Genomic DNA, 16,537 nt, shown 5'->3' on the forward strand with positions numbered 1-16,537 from the left:
GGGTGAGGGCGCGCCGGCGGTGCGCGTACGTCAGCGCACACATCGCGCCACTCCGCCCTGCCCGCTGCCGAGGGCGCCGCTGCCGACACGGCCGCCCTCCTTGGCGAACGTCGAGAAGAAGTCGGTCGTGGTCATGCTCAGAAGTCCCAGCCGTCGTTCTCGTCGTCGTCCTTGACCGGCTCGGGCGCGGCGAAGGACTCGCCGACCATGCCGGCGGTGAGGGTCGTACCGTCGCCCGGGTCGATCAGGATGAACGAGCCGGTGCGGCGCGAGTCGGCGTACGAGTCGAGCGGGAGCGGTTCGGCGGTGCGGATCTTGACCCGGCCGATGTCGTTGGCGACGAGCTGTCCCGGGTGCGGGTGCAGGGAGAGGTCGTCGAGGGTGAGCCGGGACGGGATGTCCTTGACGATCGCCTTGACGGTGCGGGTGCCGTGCTTGAGCAGCACCCGGTGGCCCACGGTCAGCGGCTGGTCGGCGACGTGGCAGACGGTCGCCTCGACGTCCTGCGTGGTGGCCGGGGCGTCCTTGCTGGGCACGATCAGGTCGCCGCGCGAGATGTCGATGTCGTCCGCCAGCAGGATCGTCACCGACTGGGTGGTCCAGGCCGTCTCGACCGGGGTGCCGAGCAGATCGATGCCGCTGATCCTGGAGGTCCGGCCGGCGGGCAGGATCGTCACGGCGTCGCCGACGCGGAAGGTGCCGGCCGCGATCTGCCCGGCGTAGCCGCGGTAGTCGGGGTGCTCGGCGGTCTGCGGGCGGATGACGTACTGGACGGGCAGCCGGGCGTGGCAGTGCGCCAGGTCGTGGCTGACCGGGACGGTCTCCAGGTGCTCAAGGACGGTCGGGCCGCCGTACCAGTCCATGGTGGCGGAGGGCTCCACCACGTTGTCGCCGGCCAGCGCCGAGATCGGGATGGCGGTGACCTCCGGGACGCCGAGTTCCTTCGCATACGCCGTGAACTCCTCGGCGATCGCGGCGAAGACGGGCTCGCGGTAGTCGACGAGGTCCATCTTGTTGACGGCGAGGACGACGTGGGGGACGCGGAGGAGGGCGGCGATGGCGGCGTGGCGGCGGGTCTGTTCGACGACGCCGTTGCGGGCGTCGACGAGGATGACGGTGAGTTCGGCGGTGGAGGCGCCGGTGACCATGTTGCGGGTGTACTGCACATGACCGGGGGTGTCGGCGAGGATGAAGCGGCGGCGGGGGGTGGCGAAGTAGCGGTAGGCGACGTCGATGGTGATGCCCTGTTCGCGTTCGGCGCGCAGTCCGTCGGTGAGCAGGGCGAGGTCGGGGGCGTTTTTGCCGCGGCTGAGGGAGGCGTGCTCGACGGCTTCGAGCTGGTCGGCGAGGACCGACTTGGAGTCGTGCAGGAGGCGGCCGACGAGGGTGGACTTGCCGTCGTCGACGGAGCCGGCGGTGGCGAACCGGAGCAGGGTGGTGGCTTGGTGTTGCTCGGTGGTCGTCGTCGTCATGCTAGAAGTACCCCTCGCGCTTGCGGTCTTCCATCGCGGCTTCGGAGAGTTTGTCGTCGGCGCGGGTGGCGCCGCGTTCGGTGAGCCGGGAGGCGGCGATCTCGGCGATGACCTTGTCGATGGTGTCGGCGTCGGAGTCGACGGCGCCGGTGCAGGACATGTCGCCGACGGTGCGGTAGCGGACCTGTCGTTTCTCCACCGTCTCGCCGTCCTTCGGCCCGCCCCACTCACCGGCCGTCAGCCACATGCCGTTGCGCTGGAACACCTCGCGCTCATGGGCGTAGTAGATCTGGGGCAGGTCGATGTCCTCGCGGGCGATGTACTGCCAGACGTCGAGTTCGGTCCAGTTGGACAGGGGGAAGACGCGGACGTGTTCGCCGGGTGCGTGGCGGCCGTTGTAGAGGTTCCAGAGTTCGGGGCGCTGGCGGCGGGGGTCCCATTGGGAGAAGGCGTCGCGCAGGGAGAAGACGCGTTCTTTGGCGCGGGCCTTTTCTTCGTCGCGGCGTCCGCCGCCGAAGACGGCGTCGAACTTCTGGTGCTGGATCGTCTCGGTGAGGGGGAGGGTCTGGAGGGGGTTGCGGGTGCCGTCGGGGCGCTCCTTGAGCACACCGCGGTCGATGTAGTCCTGTACGGAGGCCACATGGAGGCGGAGGCCATGTGTGGCAGCCACATGGTCGCGGTAGCGGAGGACTTCGGGGAAGTTGTGTCCGGTGTCCACGTGGAGGAGGGCGAAGGGTACGGGTGCGGGAGTGAAGGCTTTCAGCGCGAGGTGGAGCATGACGATGGAGTCCTTGCCGCCGGAGAAGAGGATCACCGGTCGTTCGAACTCGCCCGCGACCTCGCGGAAGATGTGCACCGCCTCCGACTCCAGCGCGTCCAGATGCGACAGCGAGTACGGCGTGCCCGTGCCCTCGCCGGCCTTCGCGACGGTCGTCATGCCAGTCCCCTCTCGCTGAGCAGGGCGTACACCGACGCCGCGGACTCCTGCACGCTCTGGTGCTGCGACTCGATCCGCAGATCGGGCGCCTCGGGCTCCTCGTACGGGTCGTCGACGCCCGTCAGGCCGGTCAGTTCGCCCGCCGCCTGCCGGGCGTACAGGCCCTTCACATCGCGTTCGGAGCACACCTCGACCGGGGTCGCCACATACACCTCGACATACGACGTGCCGTTCTCCTCGTGGCGCTTGCGGACCGCCTCGCGGCTGTCGGCGTAGGGCGCGATCACCGGGACGAGCGCCGTGACGCCGTTACGGGCCAGCAGTTCGGCGACGAAGCCGATGCGCTGCACGTTGGTGTGCCGGTCCTCGCGGCTGAAGCCGAGCCCCGCCGAGATGAACTCGCGGATCTCGTCGCCGTCGAGCACCTCGACGAGGTGCCCCGCCGCGCGCAGCCGGCCGGCCAGTTCGTACGCGATGGTGGTCTTGCCGGCACTCGGCAGACCCGTGAGCCAGACGGTGGCTCCGCTCGTCACGTGCGTCTCCTGGGTCTCGATGATCGTCATTCGTGCAGCCCGCACTCGGTCTTGGCGCGTCCGGCCCAGCGGCCGGCGCGCGCGTCCTCGCCCGCCAGGACCCGGCGGGTGCAGGGCGCGCAGCCGATGGAGGCGTAGCCGTCCATCAGCAGCGGGTTGGTGAGCACGCCGTGCTCGGCGACATAGGCGTCCACGTCGTCCTGGGTCCAGCGGGCGATCGGGGAGACCTTGACCTTCTGCCGCTTCTCGTCCCAGCCGACGACCAAAGTGTTCGCCCGGCTCGTGGACTCGTCGCGGCGCAGCCCGGTCGCCCAGGCCTGATAGCCCTTCAGGCCCTCCTCCAGGGGCTGCACCTTGCGCAGCCGGCAGCACAGGTCGGGGTCGCGGTCGTGCAGCCTCGGACCGTACTCGGCGTCCTGTTCGGCGACCGACCGGCGCGGGGTGAGGGTGATGACGTTGACGTCCATCACCGCCTCGACCGCGTCGCGGGTGCCGATGGTCTCGGGGAAGTGGTAGCCGGTGTCGAGGAACACCACGTCGACGCCCTTCATGGCCCGCGAGGCCAGATGGGCGACCACCGCGTCCTCCATGGAGGACGTCACACAGAAGCGGCGGCCGAACGTGTCCGCCGCCCACTGGAGGATCTGGAGCGCGGACGCGCTTTCCAACTCACGTCCCGCCTGCTCGGCGAGCGTCCGCAACTCGTCACTCGTACGCTCTTGCTGAGCGGTCGTCATATGCGATCGTGCCCTCCGTCGTCGGCTTGCCGAAGGCCGCCCGCGGCAGGGGCGTGCGCCTGCGGAGAGCCGGGGCCGGCACTCCTGCTCACGCCCCGGGCGAGCAGCCCGAGGAACTTCAGCTGGAAGGCGCGGTTGCACGCCGCGCATTCCCAGGCGCCGTGGTTCTGCTCGCTCGGGCGCAGGTCCTCGTCCCCGCAGTACGGGCAGTAGAAGGGGGCGGCCCGCTCACTCATGACAGGGCCTCCTCGTCGGCCCGCGCGGCCCAGGCGGCGAACCGCTCGCCGTCCTCGCGTTCGGCCGCGAAGCGCTTGAGGACCCGCTCCACGTAGTCCGGCAGTTCCTCGGCGGTCACCTTGAGGCCGCGCACCTTGCGGCCGAACCCGGCCTCCAGGCCGAGCGCGCCGCCCAGGTGCACCTGGTAGCCCTCGACCTGGTTGCCGTCGGCGTCGAGCACCAGCTGGCCCTTGAGGCCGATGTCCGCGACCTGGATGCGGGCGCAGGCGTTCGGGCAGCCGTTCAGGTTGATGGTGATCGGCTCGTCGAAGTCGGGGAGGCGGCGCTCCAGTTCGTCGATGAGCGAGCTGCCGCGCGCCTTGGTCTCGACGATCGCCAGCTTGCAGTACTCGATGCCGGTGCAGGCCATGGTGCCGCGCCGGAACGGGGACGGGTGCACGGTGAGGTCCAGCGACTCCAGGCCCGCGACCAGCGAGTCGACCTGCTCCTCGGTGACGTCCAGCACGATCATCTTCTGCTCGACGGTGGTCCGTACCCGGCCCGAGCCGTGCGCCTCGGCGAGGTCGGCGATCTTGGCGAGCGTGGCGCCGTCCACCCGGCCGACCCGCGGGGCGAAGCCGACGTAGAACCGGCCGTCCCGCTGCCGGTGCACCCCGACGTGGTCGCGCCAGCGCTCCTCGGGCTGGGCGGGCGCGGGGCCGTCGACCAGCCGCCGCTTCAGGTACTCGTCCTCCAGCACCCGCCGGAACTTCTGCACGCCCCAGTCGGCGACCAGGAACTTCAGCCGCGCCCTCGTGCGAAGGCGCCGGTAGCCGTAGTCACGGAAGATCGACAGGACGCCCTCGAAGACGTCCGGCACCTCGTCGAGCGGGACCCAGGCGCCGAGCCGCTGCCCGATCTTCGGGTTGGTGGACAGGCCGCCGCCGACCCACAGGTCGAAGCCGGGTCCGTGCTCGGGGTGCTCGACGCCGACGAACGCGACGTCGTTGATCTCGTGCGCCACGTCGAGCAGCGGCGAACCGGAGATCGCGGTCTTGAACTTGCGGGGCAGGTTCGAGAAGGCCGGGTTGCCGATGACCCGGCGGTGGATCTCCTCGATGGCCGGGGTGCCGTCGATGATCTCGTCCTCGGCGATGCCGGCGACGGGCGAGCCGATGATGACGCGGGGCGTGTCACCGCAGGCCTCGGTGGTGGACAGCCCGACGGCCTCCAGGCGGTTCCAGATCTCGGGGACGTCCTCGATCCGGATCCAGTGCAGCTGGATGTTCTGCCGGTCGGTGATGTCCGCGGTGCCCCGCGCGAACTCCTGCGAGATCTCGCCGATGACCCGCAACTGCCGGGTGGTGAGGCGTCCGCCGTCGATCCGCACCCGGAGCATGAAGTAGGAGTCGTCCAGTTCCTCCGGCTCCAGGATCGCGGTCTTGCCGCCGTCGATCCCGGGGCGGCGCTGGGTGTACAGCCCCCACCAGCGCATCCGGCCGCGCAGATCGTTGGGGTCGATCGAGTCGAAACCGCGCTTCGCATAGATCGTCTCAATGCGCGTCCGCACATTGAGACCGTCGTCATCCTTCTTGAACTGCTCGTTGCCGTTGAGCGGGGTGAAGTGCCCCGCGGCCCACTGACCCTCTCCGCGGTGACGGCTCACCTTGCGGCGGGGCGCGGAGGCAGCAGGGTTCGGCGGAGTGGCGGCCATGGTGAGTACGTCCTTCGGGACAGGCGGAAACGGCTCTGACCTGCGCTGCGGGCGCGTAGAGGCATTCCTGCGCACCATTGCGCAAGAAGCGGGGGAATGCGGGGAATGTCGGCTTCGCTGGGGTGCTCAGCTCGCCGGACAGATGGCGCTGGACATGCGGCCGAGGTCGACGTGCCGCCGACTCACCAAGGCGATTCCAGTTCCAGGCATGACGGAAGCGTGTCACGGCGTTCTGGACACAGTCCAGCTTCGTCCGTCATGCGGACACCCTGGTCTCGACATGCGAGACGAGGGTGTCATCGGTCACAAGTGCCGCGGGGAACCTTGTCGACGCAGGTCAGGCAGGGTATGCGCCGGGCCAGGGACCCGGTGTGGGGACCTCCCGTTCCTCCTCGACCTTGGTGTCGAACAGCCGGAACCCGCGGCGCAGGTAGTTGTCCATCGCGTGCGCACCGTCCTTGCTGCACGTGTGCAGCCACACCCGCTTCGTCGGGGTCAACTCGGGCCACCGCTCCGCGAGGCCCCAGGCCCGGCCCGCGCCGTACGACAGCAGATGGCCGCCGATCCCGCGCCCCCGGAACGCCGGGAGCAGACCGAAGTGGACGATCTCCACGACGCCGTCGTCCTGCGGGACCAGTTCCGCATAGCCGGCGGGGGTGCCCCGGTCGAGGGCGACCCAGGTCTCCACGCCGGGCCGGTCCAGGTGCTCCAGCCAGCGGGCGTGGCTCCAGCCGAGCCGGTCGGTCCAGCGGATGTCACCGCCGACCGAGGCGTAGAGGAAGCGGCTGAACTCGGGGGAGGGGACCTGGGCGCGGACGATCCCGACATCGCCGTCGGGTGCGGCGGCGGGCAGCAGGTCGGCCGGGGAGATCTGTTCCAGGGACCAGGTGGTGACGGTGACGGTGCTCATGCGGGTCAGCGAATCATCTAACCCAGCGACCTGTCGATGGAGGTCAGCGGGACGGTGAAGAGCATCCGGTCGGTCACCGACCACACCTCGCCGGTCGGCTGCGCGTAGGACAGCGACCCGGCGTGCTCCGCCCAGCAGTGGTGCGCCGCGTCCGAGCCGCAGCGTGCCGAGCGCGCCCCCTTGGTGTCCTGGCGCCACAGGCTGCCGTGGCCGTCCAGGTCGCCGGGCGGGTGTCCGAGGTACCAGGCGGTGCGGGCCGAGCCCGGCGGCCGGTGGGACAGCACCCCGCGGATGCCGGCGGCCCGTGTCGTGTACGCCTCCACCGCGTCCGCACGTCCCGCGGCATCGGTGGCGAGCAGTCCACTGCGGGCCGGGTCGGAACTGAACGAGTAGCGCCACAGCCGGGCCCGACGGTCGCCGCCGGCGGCGGTCTCCTCGCCGACGACCAGGCTGTCCGGCGCCGTGCCGCGGTCCAGGGAGATCGTGCCCGGACACGGGGAGCCGGTCGCGGTGCACCGCCCTGCCGGGTAGCGGTAGGCGGCGACGGCGGGCATCACATACCGGTGGCCGTCGGCCGACCAGCCGCCCGGTACGCGGCCGATCGCCGTGCCGTCGACCGTGGTGCGCTGGATCCGGTTCAGGTCGTACACATAGAGCGCTTCGGTGCTGTCGGCGGCCGTGGTGACCAGCAGTTTGTCCTGGTACCAGACCATGCCGGAGACCCGCGAGGACAGGCCCCGGTAGTCGCGGCCGTCGGCGGTGGGGACCACGAGCAGCACCCAGCGGTAGGAGGGCCGGGCCGGGTCGTCGGCGTTCACGAAGGCGACCCGGGCCAGGCCCCGGTCGGCGGCAGGCCCGTCCGTGGTGCTGTGCGTGGCGCCCGCGAGCAGCACACGGTGCTCGCCCCACAGCCCGTCGTCGTCCGCGTCCGCCGAGGTGGTCACCGAGGCGGTCCGCCAGTCCCGCACGGCGTCGGCGGGATCCCAGCAGTACGCGCGCCGGGGTGCCGGCGCGACCGGTAGCGCGTCCCGGTCGCCGGCCGGGCACTCGGCCGCGGTGCGCAGCGTGCGGTCGGCGCTCCTGAGGACGGCGTCGACACCGACCGGACTGCCCATCGCGGAGGCCAGCCGGTCCAGGGTCCGGCGCGGCACCGGGCGCTCCTCCAGCCGCAGCTTCGCGGTATCCGCGGCGGAGGCCAGCGGCTTGAGTGCGCCCGGGTCGTCGGCGACCGTGGCCTGCGAGGCGCTGATCAGGGTGGCGGCCGCGGTGAGGGCGAGCGCGGCCCCGGCCAGGACGCCGCGCAGCGCCTGGCCCCGCCTGCGCCGGCGATGTCTGCCGCGATGCTTCATAGTTCCTCCCGAGGCGGGCCAACTGCGCCTGATGGTCCGTACGTTGACCATGGAGCAGGTGGGGAGCCCGTAGGGGGATGCTACGGCAGGAGCGGGCCGCGGCGGTCGAAGACCCTGCAAATATGCGGAAGATACCGCCGGATGTGCCGAATCGGATGCGCCGCATATGCCACTGGCCGTACCCTTTCACCGCCCGCGTGCCGCCGTGACCGCCGGGGCCGTCGAGTGCGGCAGCAGGTCGCGGCTCTGGTCGGGGAGCAGCAGCTCGACCTCGGCGTCCTCGCAGAAACGATACGGCCTGTGGCACAGGAGCGCCCCGAGATAGCGCCGTATCCGCGACAGCTCCGCGCGCACCGTCACCGTGCGGGACGGATCGCCGAACACGTCCTCGGCCAGGTCCGCCGCGCTGCGCCCGTCCCGGTGCACGGCCAGCAGATAGAGCAACTCCGCGTGCCGCAGACTCAGTTCCCGCGACCAGGAGGCCGCACCCGCGGACACCGTCACCGACCGGCGGTGCGGCCGCGCCAGATCCAGCACCACCCGGGTCGCGGCGGGCGGCGGCTGCCCGTCGACCGTGCGCACCAGCCAGCCCCCGGCCAGCGGCTCCACCATGCAGGCGCCGAGCCCCGGCAGCCAGCGCCGCCCCGCCGTCAGCGACTTGGGCAGCGTCACCCGCCGGGTGTACGGCATCCCCGTGACCGCCGCCGTCCAGCCGTTCCCGTCCACCACCAGGGCACGCTCGGCCAGCCGCGCGAGCACCGGCGCCGCCACGGCACGCAGCCGCTCCAGCGACCCGTGATGCTGCTCCCGCAGCCGCGCCTCGGCCAGCTTCGCCACCGAGGCGACCCAGGCCAGCGTGGCCGGATGCATGGTCTCCAGCGGGCCGCTGACGTCCACCACGCCGAGCAGCCGGCCGTCCCGGGGATCGGTGATCGGGGCGCCCGCACAGGTCCAGGAGGCGTGCGTGCGGACGAAGTGCTCGGCGCCGAACACCTGGACGGGCCGGCCCACCACCGCCGCGGTGCCCACGCCGTTGGTGCCGACGACGTCTTCCCGCCAGTCGGCACCCAGGTCGAAACCGAGACCGTCGGCCTTGCGCAGCACCGATGCGGAACCCTCGCGCCACAGCACCCGGCCGTCCGCGTCCGCGACCACCATGATGTGGTGGGCGGTGTCCACGGCCGAAAGCAGTCCCTCGCGCAGCACCGGCAGGATCTGCGCGAGCGGCGACCCCTCCCGTCGGCGCCGCACCTCGTCCGGGCTGAGCGGCTCCGGCTTGAAGCCGTGGTCCGGGTCGACGCCGCCGCGCAACATCCGCCCCCAGGACTGCTCGATCACCGGCCGGGGTGCGAGCCGCGCACGCCGGCCCGCCAGCGTGGCCTCGCGCACCTCGCTGAGCAACCGCGCAGCCTGCGCGGCGTCTACGGCGGCGAGCTGGGCCACGGTCATCGGCGGGTTCGCCACTGGGATCCTCCCGCAAGCGTCGAGCGGTCGTCGGCATGCCATCCGGGCGTTCGTCTCCGGTCCGACCGCCGTTTCCCATACTGCCGGTTCGCTTGTGCCGGACGCATACCCTCCGCGCACAGCCGCCGACATGTTGCAACCCCCTGCAACCCTGGTGGTCGGCCCGAGGGTGGCCAAAACTTGAGGTGCGTCGCCCAGAGCGGCGCTCGTGGCCCGGACGGGCCCGAGACGGGGGTGGTGCCGTGTCGGCGCAGCACCACCCCCGCGACGCGTGCCCGCCGCTCAGGGCTTCGGCCGCGCCCGGTCCACCACCGACGCCAGGTCCAGCGAGGGCGGCAGGGTCCCGAAGGCGGAGCCCCAGTCGCCGCCGAGCCGCGACGCGCAGAACGTGTCGGCGACCTCGGGCGGCGCGTACCGGACCAGCAGCGATCCCTGGAGCACCAGCGCCATCCGCTCCACCAGCCGCCGCGCCCGTCCCTCCACGCTCTCCAGGTCGCCGAGTTCGGTCAGCAGGGCCTTCACCGCCCCGTCCAGCCGGTGGTCCGCGCCGCGGGCCAGGCCGACCTCCAGCAGGAAGGCGTCCAGCGCCTGCGGTTCGCGGCGCAGCGCCCGCAGCACGTCCAGCGCCTGCACGTTCCCGGCGCCCTCCCACACGGAGTTGAGCGGCGACTCGCGCACCAGCCGGGGCAGCCCCGACTCCTCGACATAGCCGTTGCCGCCCAGGCACTCGGCCGCCTCCACCGCCACCGGCGTACACCGCTTGGTCACCCAGTACTTGGCGGCCGGCACCGCGAGCCGCAGCAGCGCCTGCTCCCGCTCGCCCCCGTCGTCACAGGCGGCGGCCAGCCGCAGCCCGAGCGCCGTCGCGGCCTCCGACTCCAGGGCGAGATCGGCCAGCACATTGCGCATCAGCGGCTTGTCGACCAGCTTGCCGCCGAAGGCCTCGCGGTGCGTGCAGTGGTGCACCGCCTGGGCCACCGCCTGCCGCATCAGCCCCGCCGAGCCGAGCACACAGTCGATCCGGGTCGCGGCGACCATCTCGATGATCGTCGCCACCCCGCGTCCCTCCTCGCCCACCCGGCGCGCCCAGGTCCCCGCGAACTCGACCTCCGCGGACGCGTTCGAGCGGTTGCCCAGTTTGTCCTTGAGGCGCTGGAGGAGGAAGACGTTGCGGCTGCCGTCCGCCAGCACCCGCGGGACGAGGAAGCAGGTCGGTCCCTGCGGCGCCTGCGCCAGCACCAGGAAACCGTCGGACATGGGCGCCGAGCAGAACCACTTGTGCCCGGTCAGCTCGTACGTCCCGGGCTCGGCGAGCGGCCGGGCCCGCGTCGTGTTGGCCCGTACGTCGCTGCCGCCCTGCTTTTCGGTCATGCCCATGCCGAAGACAGCGCCGGGCTTCTCCCCGGCGGGCCGCAGCTCGCGCTCGTAGACCGTGCACGTCAGCCGGGGCTCCCACTCCGCCGCGAGCGCGGGGTCGGCGCGCAGCGCGGGCACCGCGGCATGGGTCATGGACAGCGGACAGCAGGTGCCGGCCTCCGCCTGGGTCCAGACCAGGAACCCCGCGGCCCGCCGCACATGCCCGGCCGGGCGGACCCAGGCGGTGGTCAGCCCCGCCGAGATCCCCTTGCCCAGCAGCCGGTGCCAGGCCGGGTGGAAGTCGACCTCGTCGATCCGGTGGCCGTAGCGGTCGTGTGTGCGCAGCCGTGGCGGGTTCTCGTTCGCCTGCGCCGCCCACTCCTGCACCTGCACCGAGCCGGCGGACCGGCCGAGCGCGGACAGTTCGGCGCGCACCTCGTCGAGCAGGGCGGGGTCGGTGTGCCGCTCGACCGCCTCCGCGAGGGCGCGGTCCGCGGTGAACAGGTCGTAGCCGACCAGCGGGGGAGGCTGGTTCGTCACGGTGTGGGTGGTGGTGCCTGCCATGTCTGCGAACCTATCCGGGACGACGGCGGAGAGCACCACAGTGACACAAAGGCGGCGCCGGACGTGCTGCCCGGCCCTCGCCCGCCCCGGCCGCACCCCCGGAAGGTGAGGGCGACGCGGCACGGCGGATACCTTTGGGTCGTGCAGCCAGCAAGTGAGATCCCCGAGCGGCCTTCTGGGCGCCTCCACCGGGCACGCGCCCTCTACCGGAACGTCTCCAAGCGGAGGACCGCCTGGCTGCTGCTCAAGGACACCGTCAACTCCTGCCTGGAGTACCGCATCCTGGGCCTGGCCGCCGAGGCTGCGTTCTTCACGCTGCTGTCGGTGCCGCCGCTGCTGCTGAGCCTGATCGGACTGCTCGGCTACGTCGACGACTGGACCGGCGCCGACACCATCCAGAGCCTGGAGACCAATCTGCTGGACGCCTCCCGCACGGTCCTGTCGGACAAGGGCGTCAAGGAGATCGCCGAGCCGATCCTGCACGACGTGATGCAGGGCGGCCGGCCCGACGTCATCTCCATCGGTTTCCTGTTCGCGCTGTGGTCCGGCTCCCGCGCGGTGAACGTCTTCATCGACACGATCACCGTGATGTACGGCCTCGACGGCGTCCGGGGCATCGTACGGACCCGGCTGATGGCGTTCCTGCTGTTCATCGTCGCGCTGCTGATCGGCTCGGTGGCGCTGCCGCTGATGGTGGCGGGGCCGGACGCGGTGGTGCGGATCGTGCCCTGGTCGGAGACGGTCGTGCAGGTCCTGTACTGGCCCGTCGTGATCGTGCTGTCGATCGCCTTCCTGACCACGCTGTACCACGTCTCCGTGCCCGTGCGCTCGCCGTGGATCGAGGACGTGCCCGGTGCGCTGGTGGCCCTCGCGATGTGGGTCCTCGGCAGCTTCCTGCTCCGCATCTATCTGACCCACACGATCGAGGGCGCCACCATCTACGGCTCCCTGGCCGCCGCGGTGGCGGTCCTGCTGTGGGTCGGGGTGTCCGCGTTCGCTGTGCTCGTCGGCGCCGCCGTGAACGCCGCGATCGACCGGGTCTGGCCGGCCGCCGCCACGGCCGCGGCCCGCGCCGCCAACGAGCGGCAGCGCGAGGTCCAGGTCGCCGAGTACGTCGCCAGGGCCGCCGCCATCCGGGACCCCGACGACCCCGACGACCCCGACATGCCGTCCGAGTTCCCCGAACGCTGGTCCCGGTTCCTGCCCCCGGAAGACGTGACCGCGCGCCTGCGCACCCACCTCAAGAACACCCCCCACCCCAAGCCGAACGAGCCCACGTCCTCGCCGGACAAGTAACGCGAACGCCCCCACGCCGGGGACTTCGACCCCAGATCCCCCTGCGGCTGCGGTCTCCCCGACCCCGGCCGCGTCGCCAGCGGCGCCCCGTTCCGGGCCCGGTCCCGGTGTCGATGACCGGCTGTGAACACTCCGGGGGCGTGCGGCTGGCACGCTTCCGGTGCCTGGTGGTGTCGCGGGCGGTGGTTCGTTCTGGCGCCGGCGTCCTGCGTCGGGGTCTCGCCCCTGAATGCCCTCGCGGCCGGGACTTGCCCGGGGTGCCCCTGCGGCTTGGCGGCTTCCTCACGCCCGGCCGTGTTGTTGGCGGCGCCCCGTGATGGGTGGTACGTGGTCGGGTCAACTCCGCTGCGCCGAGTGCGGACAGCGGTCTTTGCCCGGTTGTCGGAGGGCGCGTCTACGCTGGCCTCCATGGACGCACTCGCCGGCCTGCTGGAGGGCCCACGCGCGCGTGGCGCCTTCATGATCCGTGCGTGTTTCGACCCGCCGTGGGCCGTGCGGGTGGCCGACCGGGCGCTGCTGACGGTGATGCTGATGGTCCGCGGCGACGCCTGGATCACGCCGGACAGCGGCGAGCGCGTGCGGCTGCGCGCCGGGGATCTCGCCATCGCCCGCGGCCCGGCCCCGTACACCTGCGCCGACGACCCCGACACCCCGCCACAGGCGCTGATCCTGCCGGGCGGCGAGTGCAGCTACCCCGACGGGACCTCGCTCGGGGGATCCATGGACCTCGGCGTCCGCACCTGGGGCGACCGCGTCGACGGGGCCACGGTGATGCTGATCGGCACCTACCCGGTGCACGGCGAGATCGGCGGCCGGCCGCCGGCCGCGCTGCCGCCGCTGCTCACCCTCACCGCCGATGTGTGGGAGTGCCCGCTCACCCCGTTCCTCGCGCAGGAGATCGTGCGCGACGAACCGGGCCAGGTGGTCGTCCTGGACCGGCTGCTCGACCTGCTGGTCATCGCTGCCCTGCGGGCCTGGTTCGCCCGCCCGGACGCGGCCGCCCCGGCCTGGTACCGGGCGCTCGCCGATCCGGTCGTCGGCCGCGCCCTGCGGCTGCTCCAGGACGAACCGGCCCATCCCTGGACGGTCGCGTCGCTCGCCGCCGAGGCCGGGGTGTCCCGGGCGGCGCTCGCCCGCCGCTTCACGGACCTGGTCGGCGAGCCCCCGATGTCCTATCTCACCGGCTGGCGCCTCGCCCTCGCCGCCGACCTGCTGCGCGACACCGACGACACCCTCGCCGCCACCGCCCGCAAGGTCGGTTACGGCAGCTCGTTCGCCTTGTCCACCGCCTTCAAACGGGTGTACGGGGTCAGCCCGCAGAAGCACCGGGGGCGGGCGGCGTAACCTGGCCCGCGTGTACGAGGAGCGGTCGTCCCGGCTGACCGGCGCGGTGGTGTGGCACATCACCCCGGACGACATCGCCCCGGACGGCGCCGCCGGCCGGCCCGTGCTGCCGGACGGCTGCATGGACCTGCTGTGGAACGAGGGCCGGCTGCTGGTCGCGGGCCCGGACACCCGTGCGTACACGTCTCACGGTCCGGCCCGCCGCTGGGCCGGCCTCCGCTTCCGGCCGGGCACCGCGCCCGCGTTCTTCGGCGTGCCCGCACACGAACTACGCGACCAGCGGGTGGAGTTGGCCGACCTGTGGTCCGCCACGCAGGTGCGCCGCCTGGCCGCCCGCGTCGACGCGGCGGCCGACCCGGTGACGGCGCTGGAGGACATCGCCCTGGAGCGGGCGGCCGACCTGGCGGCGCCCGAGCGCTGGGTGACCCGCCTGGTCGAGGCCCTGGAAGCGGGCCGTCCGGTGGCCGCCACCGCCGACGAACTCGGTATCGGCGCCCGCCAGTTGCACCGCCGCAGCCGTAACGCGTTCGGCTACGGCCCGAAGACGCTGGCCCGCGTGCTGCGCCTGCAGCGGGCCCTGCGGCTGGCCCGGTCCGGGGTGCCGCTCGCCGAGACCGCGATCCGGGCCGGCTATGCCGACCAGCCCCATCTGTCCCGGGACGTACGGGAGTTGGCGGGTATGCCGCTGGGGCGGCTACTCGGCGGCGGGTAGCGGCGCGAACAGGTCGACGCCGTTGCCGTCGGGGTCGTGCACGGTGGCGTACCGCTGCCCCCAGAAGGCGTCCCACGGCTTCAGCTCTCCGTGGTAACCGGCGTCCACCAGGTCCTGGTACACGGCGTCGACCTCGGTCGGCGAGGCGCATCGGAAGGCGAGCGCGACCCGGCCCCCGCCGGCCGGCGGGCGCCATCCGGGGGCGAAGGAGCGGACGGTCTCCTCGGTGTCCAGGGCCAAGGTCAGCCCGCCGGGCAGTTCCGCCTCGACATGCGGCTGCTCCTCGGCTCCCGCGGGGAAGTCCAGACCGAGGCGGCGGTAGAAGGCGAGCGAGGCGGGCAGGTCGGAGGCGACCACGCCGATCACGGCGAATCGTGGAGTCATGCCGTCACCGTAGGCGCGGGCGGGCCGCCGGTCTTGAACGAATCGGACATCTCCCCGGGCGCCGGGGGCGGAGCGGGATGAGTGGTGCGACTTCCGCGCCCACCTGCGCGATGGCATCGGCTGGGCGGCCCGTGGCGACGACGACCAGTGACGTTTCTCCGGTGAACCGCTTGCGCCGATGGAGTGAGTAAAGCGCGCGCAGGGTGATGGTCACGCGAACCCATAGACATCCTCTTGTCCTGGTAAAGGACCACCCCCTACGGGAGGAAGTCAGACCATGACGCACGGGAAGAAACTGCGCGAGCGGATCGCCGCGCCGGGGACCACTCCGCTGATCGGCGTGTACGACATGTACTCGGCGTCGATCGCGGCCCAGCACTACGACGGGATGTTCGTCTCCGGCTTCGGCTTCGCGGCCTCGTACTACGGCCTGCCGGACATCGGGTTCATCGCCTGGCCCGACATGGTCGCGTTCGTCCAGCGGCTGCGGGGCGCGTTCCCGCACCACCACCTGCTGGTGGACATCGACGACGGCTACGTCGACCCCGAGGTCGCCTGCCACGTCGTCGAGGGTCTGGAGCGGATCGGCGCCTCCGGGGTGATCCTGGAGGACCAGAAGCGCCCGCGGCGCTGCGGCCACGCCGACGGCAAGCAGGTGCTGCCGCTGGAGGAGTACCTGGAGAAGCTGGAGCAGGTGCTGGCGACCCGTCAGGACCTGGTCGTGGTGGCCCGTACGGACGCCACCGACGAGCACGACATCCTGCACCGGGCCGAGCGGCTCGCCGCCACCGACGCCGACGTGGTGCTGGTCGACGGGGTGCGCAGCGTGGCGTGGATCCGCCGGATCCGCGAGGTCGTCGGCGGCAAGCCGCTGCTGTTCAACCAGATCGCGGGCGGCAAGTCGCCCCGGCTGTCGCTGGGCGAGCTGACCGACCTCGGCGTGGACGTCGCGATCTACAGCACGCCGTGTCTGTTCGCGGCCCACCAGGCGATGGACTCAGCGCTCACCGAACTCAAGGCGGCGGACGGCCGGTTGGCCGAGGTGGACGCGGCGAGCGGGGTCGGCGTCAGGGCGTCCACCCGGCTGCTGGAGCAGAACATCGCCCGGGACCGGCAGGTGCCCGAGAGCGTGGGCGTGTGATGCGTGCCCTGCCCGGGCTGCGCGCGGCGACGGTGGCCGCCGCGGCCCTGCTCGGGGCCGCGGCCACGCCCGCGGTCGCGGACGGCAGCCTGATCACCGTCCTCGACAACTCGCGGTCCGACTCGATCCTGGAGGTCGACCGCACGGCGAACCTCCAGACCGGCCGCGGCACCGCGGGCAGCGATCATGACGGCAGCGCCGTCGACGCCATCCAGGCCCTCATGGGCGAGGGCGCCGCGGACGACGAGGACTGACCCCACCGGAGCCGACGGCCGGGCCCCGCCGAAGGGTGCCCGGCCGCACCTCCGCATCGGTGCAGACACCACGGCGCGCGGCCGGCTCCGGGTGGGGCAGCGCGGCAGTGGCCGGGTGCGGGAGCGTTGTGGCTGGGCGTGCGGTTCCCCACGC

The 16,537-nt window shown here is 72.4% G+C and carries 17 protein-coding genes; 5 read left to right on the forward strand and 12 right to left on the reverse strand.

All coding sequences use genetic code 11. The annotated features are described in order from the left end of the window. Positions 1-137: 137 nt before the first annotated feature. The 11 genes from ACFYTE_RS07445 to ACFYTE_RS07495 form a co-directional block, all read right to left on the reverse strand. Positions 138-1,472 (reverse strand): sulfate adenylyltransferase subunit 1, encoded by a 1,335-nt coding sequence (locus tag ACFYTE_RS07445; protein ID WP_388706141.1) that lies wholly within the window; start codon positions 1,470-1,472, stop codon positions 138-140. A 1-nt stretch (position 1,473) separates the two neighbouring features. Further along, on the reverse strand, positions 1,474-2,409 hold the full coding sequence (gene cysD / locus ACFYTE_RS07450; RefSeq protein ID WP_388706144.1) for a sulfate adenylyltransferase subunit CysD: 936 nt from the start codon (positions 2,407-2,409) through the stop codon (positions 1,474-1,476). After that, entirely contained in the window at positions 2,406-2,942 is a 537-nt protein-coding gene (gene cysC / locus ACFYTE_RS07455; protein WP_388706782.1) for an adenylyl-sulfate kinase, read from the reverse strand. The genes cysD and cysC overlap by 4 nt, the downstream gene beginning before the upstream one ends. A 26-nt stretch (positions 2,943-2,968) precedes the next feature. Beyond that, positions 2,969-3,679, reverse strand: coding sequence for a phosphoadenylyl-sulfate reductase (locus ACFYTE_RS07460; RefSeq protein ID WP_388706147.1), 711 nt, complete (start codon positions 3,677-3,679; stop codon positions 2,969-2,971). Beyond that, the gene (locus tag ACFYTE_RS07465; RefSeq protein ID WP_388706823.1) at positions 3,676-3,915 is read right to left on the reverse strand and encodes a hypothetical protein; all 240 of its coding nucleotides are present in this window, start codon (positions 3,913-3,915) and stop codon (positions 3,676-3,678) included. Before ACFYTE_RS07465 ends, ACFYTE_RS07460 begins: the two co-directional genes overlap by 4 nt. Further along, the gene (locus tag ACFYTE_RS07470) at positions 3,912-5,609 is read right to left on the reverse strand and encodes a nitrite/sulfite reductase (protein ID WP_388706149.1); all 1,698 of its coding nucleotides are present in this window, start codon (positions 5,607-5,609) and stop codon (positions 3,912-3,914) included. Before ACFYTE_RS07470 ends, ACFYTE_RS07465 begins: the two co-directional genes overlap by 4 nt. 126 nt (positions 5,610-5,735) lie before the next feature. Further along, positions 5,736-5,819 carry a putative leader peptide gene (locus ACFYTE_RS07475; protein WP_310739661.1) on the reverse strand — a complete coding sequence of 28 codons (84 nt, stop codon included), beginning with the start codon at positions 5,817-5,819 and terminating at the stop codon, positions 5,736-5,738. 127 nt (positions 5,820-5,946) lie between these two features. Continuing rightward, on the reverse strand, positions 5,947-6,519 hold the full coding sequence (locus ACFYTE_RS07480) for a GNAT family N-acetyltransferase (protein ID WP_388706151.1): 573 nt from the start codon (positions 6,517-6,519) through the stop codon (positions 5,947-5,949). Between the two features lie 17 nt (positions 6,520-6,536). Next, on the reverse strand, positions 6,537-7,868 hold the full coding sequence (locus ACFYTE_RS07485; protein WP_388706154.1) for a hypothetical protein: 1,332 nt from the start codon (positions 7,866-7,868) through the stop codon (positions 6,537-6,539). Positions 7,869-8,054: 186 nt separating this feature from the next. Beyond that, complete coding sequence (locus ACFYTE_RS07490) at positions 8,055-9,332, reverse strand: GAF domain-containing protein (RefSeq protein WP_388706156.1); 1,278 nt, start codon at positions 9,330-9,332, stop codon at positions 8,055-8,057. Between the two features lie 282 nt (positions 9,333-9,614). Beyond that, positions 9,615-11,252, reverse strand: coding sequence for an acyl-CoA dehydrogenase family protein (locus tag ACFYTE_RS07495; RefSeq protein WP_388706158.1), 1,638 nt, complete (start codon positions 11,250-11,252; stop codon positions 9,615-9,617). Between the two features lie 141 nt (positions 11,253-11,393). Between ACFYTE_RS07495 and ACFYTE_RS07500 the strand changes: the two genes are divergently transcribed. The 3 genes from ACFYTE_RS07500 to ACFYTE_RS07510 all read left to right on the forward strand — a co-directional run bounded on the left by ACFYTE_RS07500 (position 11,394) and on the right by ACFYTE_RS07510 (position 14,604). Continuing rightward, positions 11,394-12,548 (forward strand): YihY/virulence factor BrkB family protein, encoded by a 1,155-nt coding sequence (locus ACFYTE_RS07500; RefSeq protein ID WP_388706160.1) that lies wholly within the window; start codon positions 11,394-11,396, stop codon positions 12,546-12,548. 408 nt (positions 12,549-12,956) lie between these two features. Then, positions 12,957-13,892: an AraC family transcriptional regulator gene (locus tag ACFYTE_RS07505; protein WP_388706163.1), complete on the forward strand. Its 936-nt coding sequence runs from the start codon at positions 12,957-12,959 to the stop codon at positions 13,890-13,892. Positions 13,893-13,902: 10 nt separating this feature from the next. Further along, the gene (locus tag ACFYTE_RS07510) at positions 13,903-14,604 is read left to right on the forward strand and encodes a helix-turn-helix domain-containing protein (protein WP_388706165.1); all 702 of its coding nucleotides are present in this window, start codon (positions 13,903-13,905) and stop codon (positions 14,602-14,604) included. Here ACFYTE_RS07510 and ACFYTE_RS07515 read toward each other — a convergent pair. Continuing rightward, positions 14,587-14,988, reverse strand: a complete 402-nt coding sequence (locus ACFYTE_RS07515; RefSeq protein ID WP_388706167.1) for a VOC family protein — start codon at positions 14,986-14,988, stop codon at positions 14,587-14,589. The two genes, ACFYTE_RS07510 and ACFYTE_RS07515, sit on opposite strands and share 18 nt — an antisense overlap. 277 nt (positions 14,989-15,265) lie before the next feature. Between ACFYTE_RS07515 and ACFYTE_RS07520 the strand changes: the two genes are divergently transcribed. Next, positions 15,266-16,129 (forward strand): oxaloacetate decarboxylase, encoded by an 864-nt coding sequence (locus ACFYTE_RS07520; protein ID WP_388706170.1) that lies wholly within the window; start codon positions 15,266-15,268, stop codon positions 16,127-16,129. Beyond that, a complete protein-coding gene (locus tag ACFYTE_RS07525) occupies positions 16,129-16,383 on the forward strand; it encodes a hypothetical protein (RefSeq protein WP_388706785.1) in 255 nt (84 codons plus the stop codon). The genes ACFYTE_RS07520 and ACFYTE_RS07525 overlap by 1 nt, the downstream gene beginning before the upstream one ends. Positions 16,384-16,537 lie beyond the last annotated feature (154 nt).

This window comes from Streptomyces sp. NPDC004629 (genome assembly GCF_042873595.1).
Taxonomy (GTDB): Bacteria; Actinomycetota; Actinomycetes; order Streptomycetales; family Streptomycetaceae; genus Streptomyces.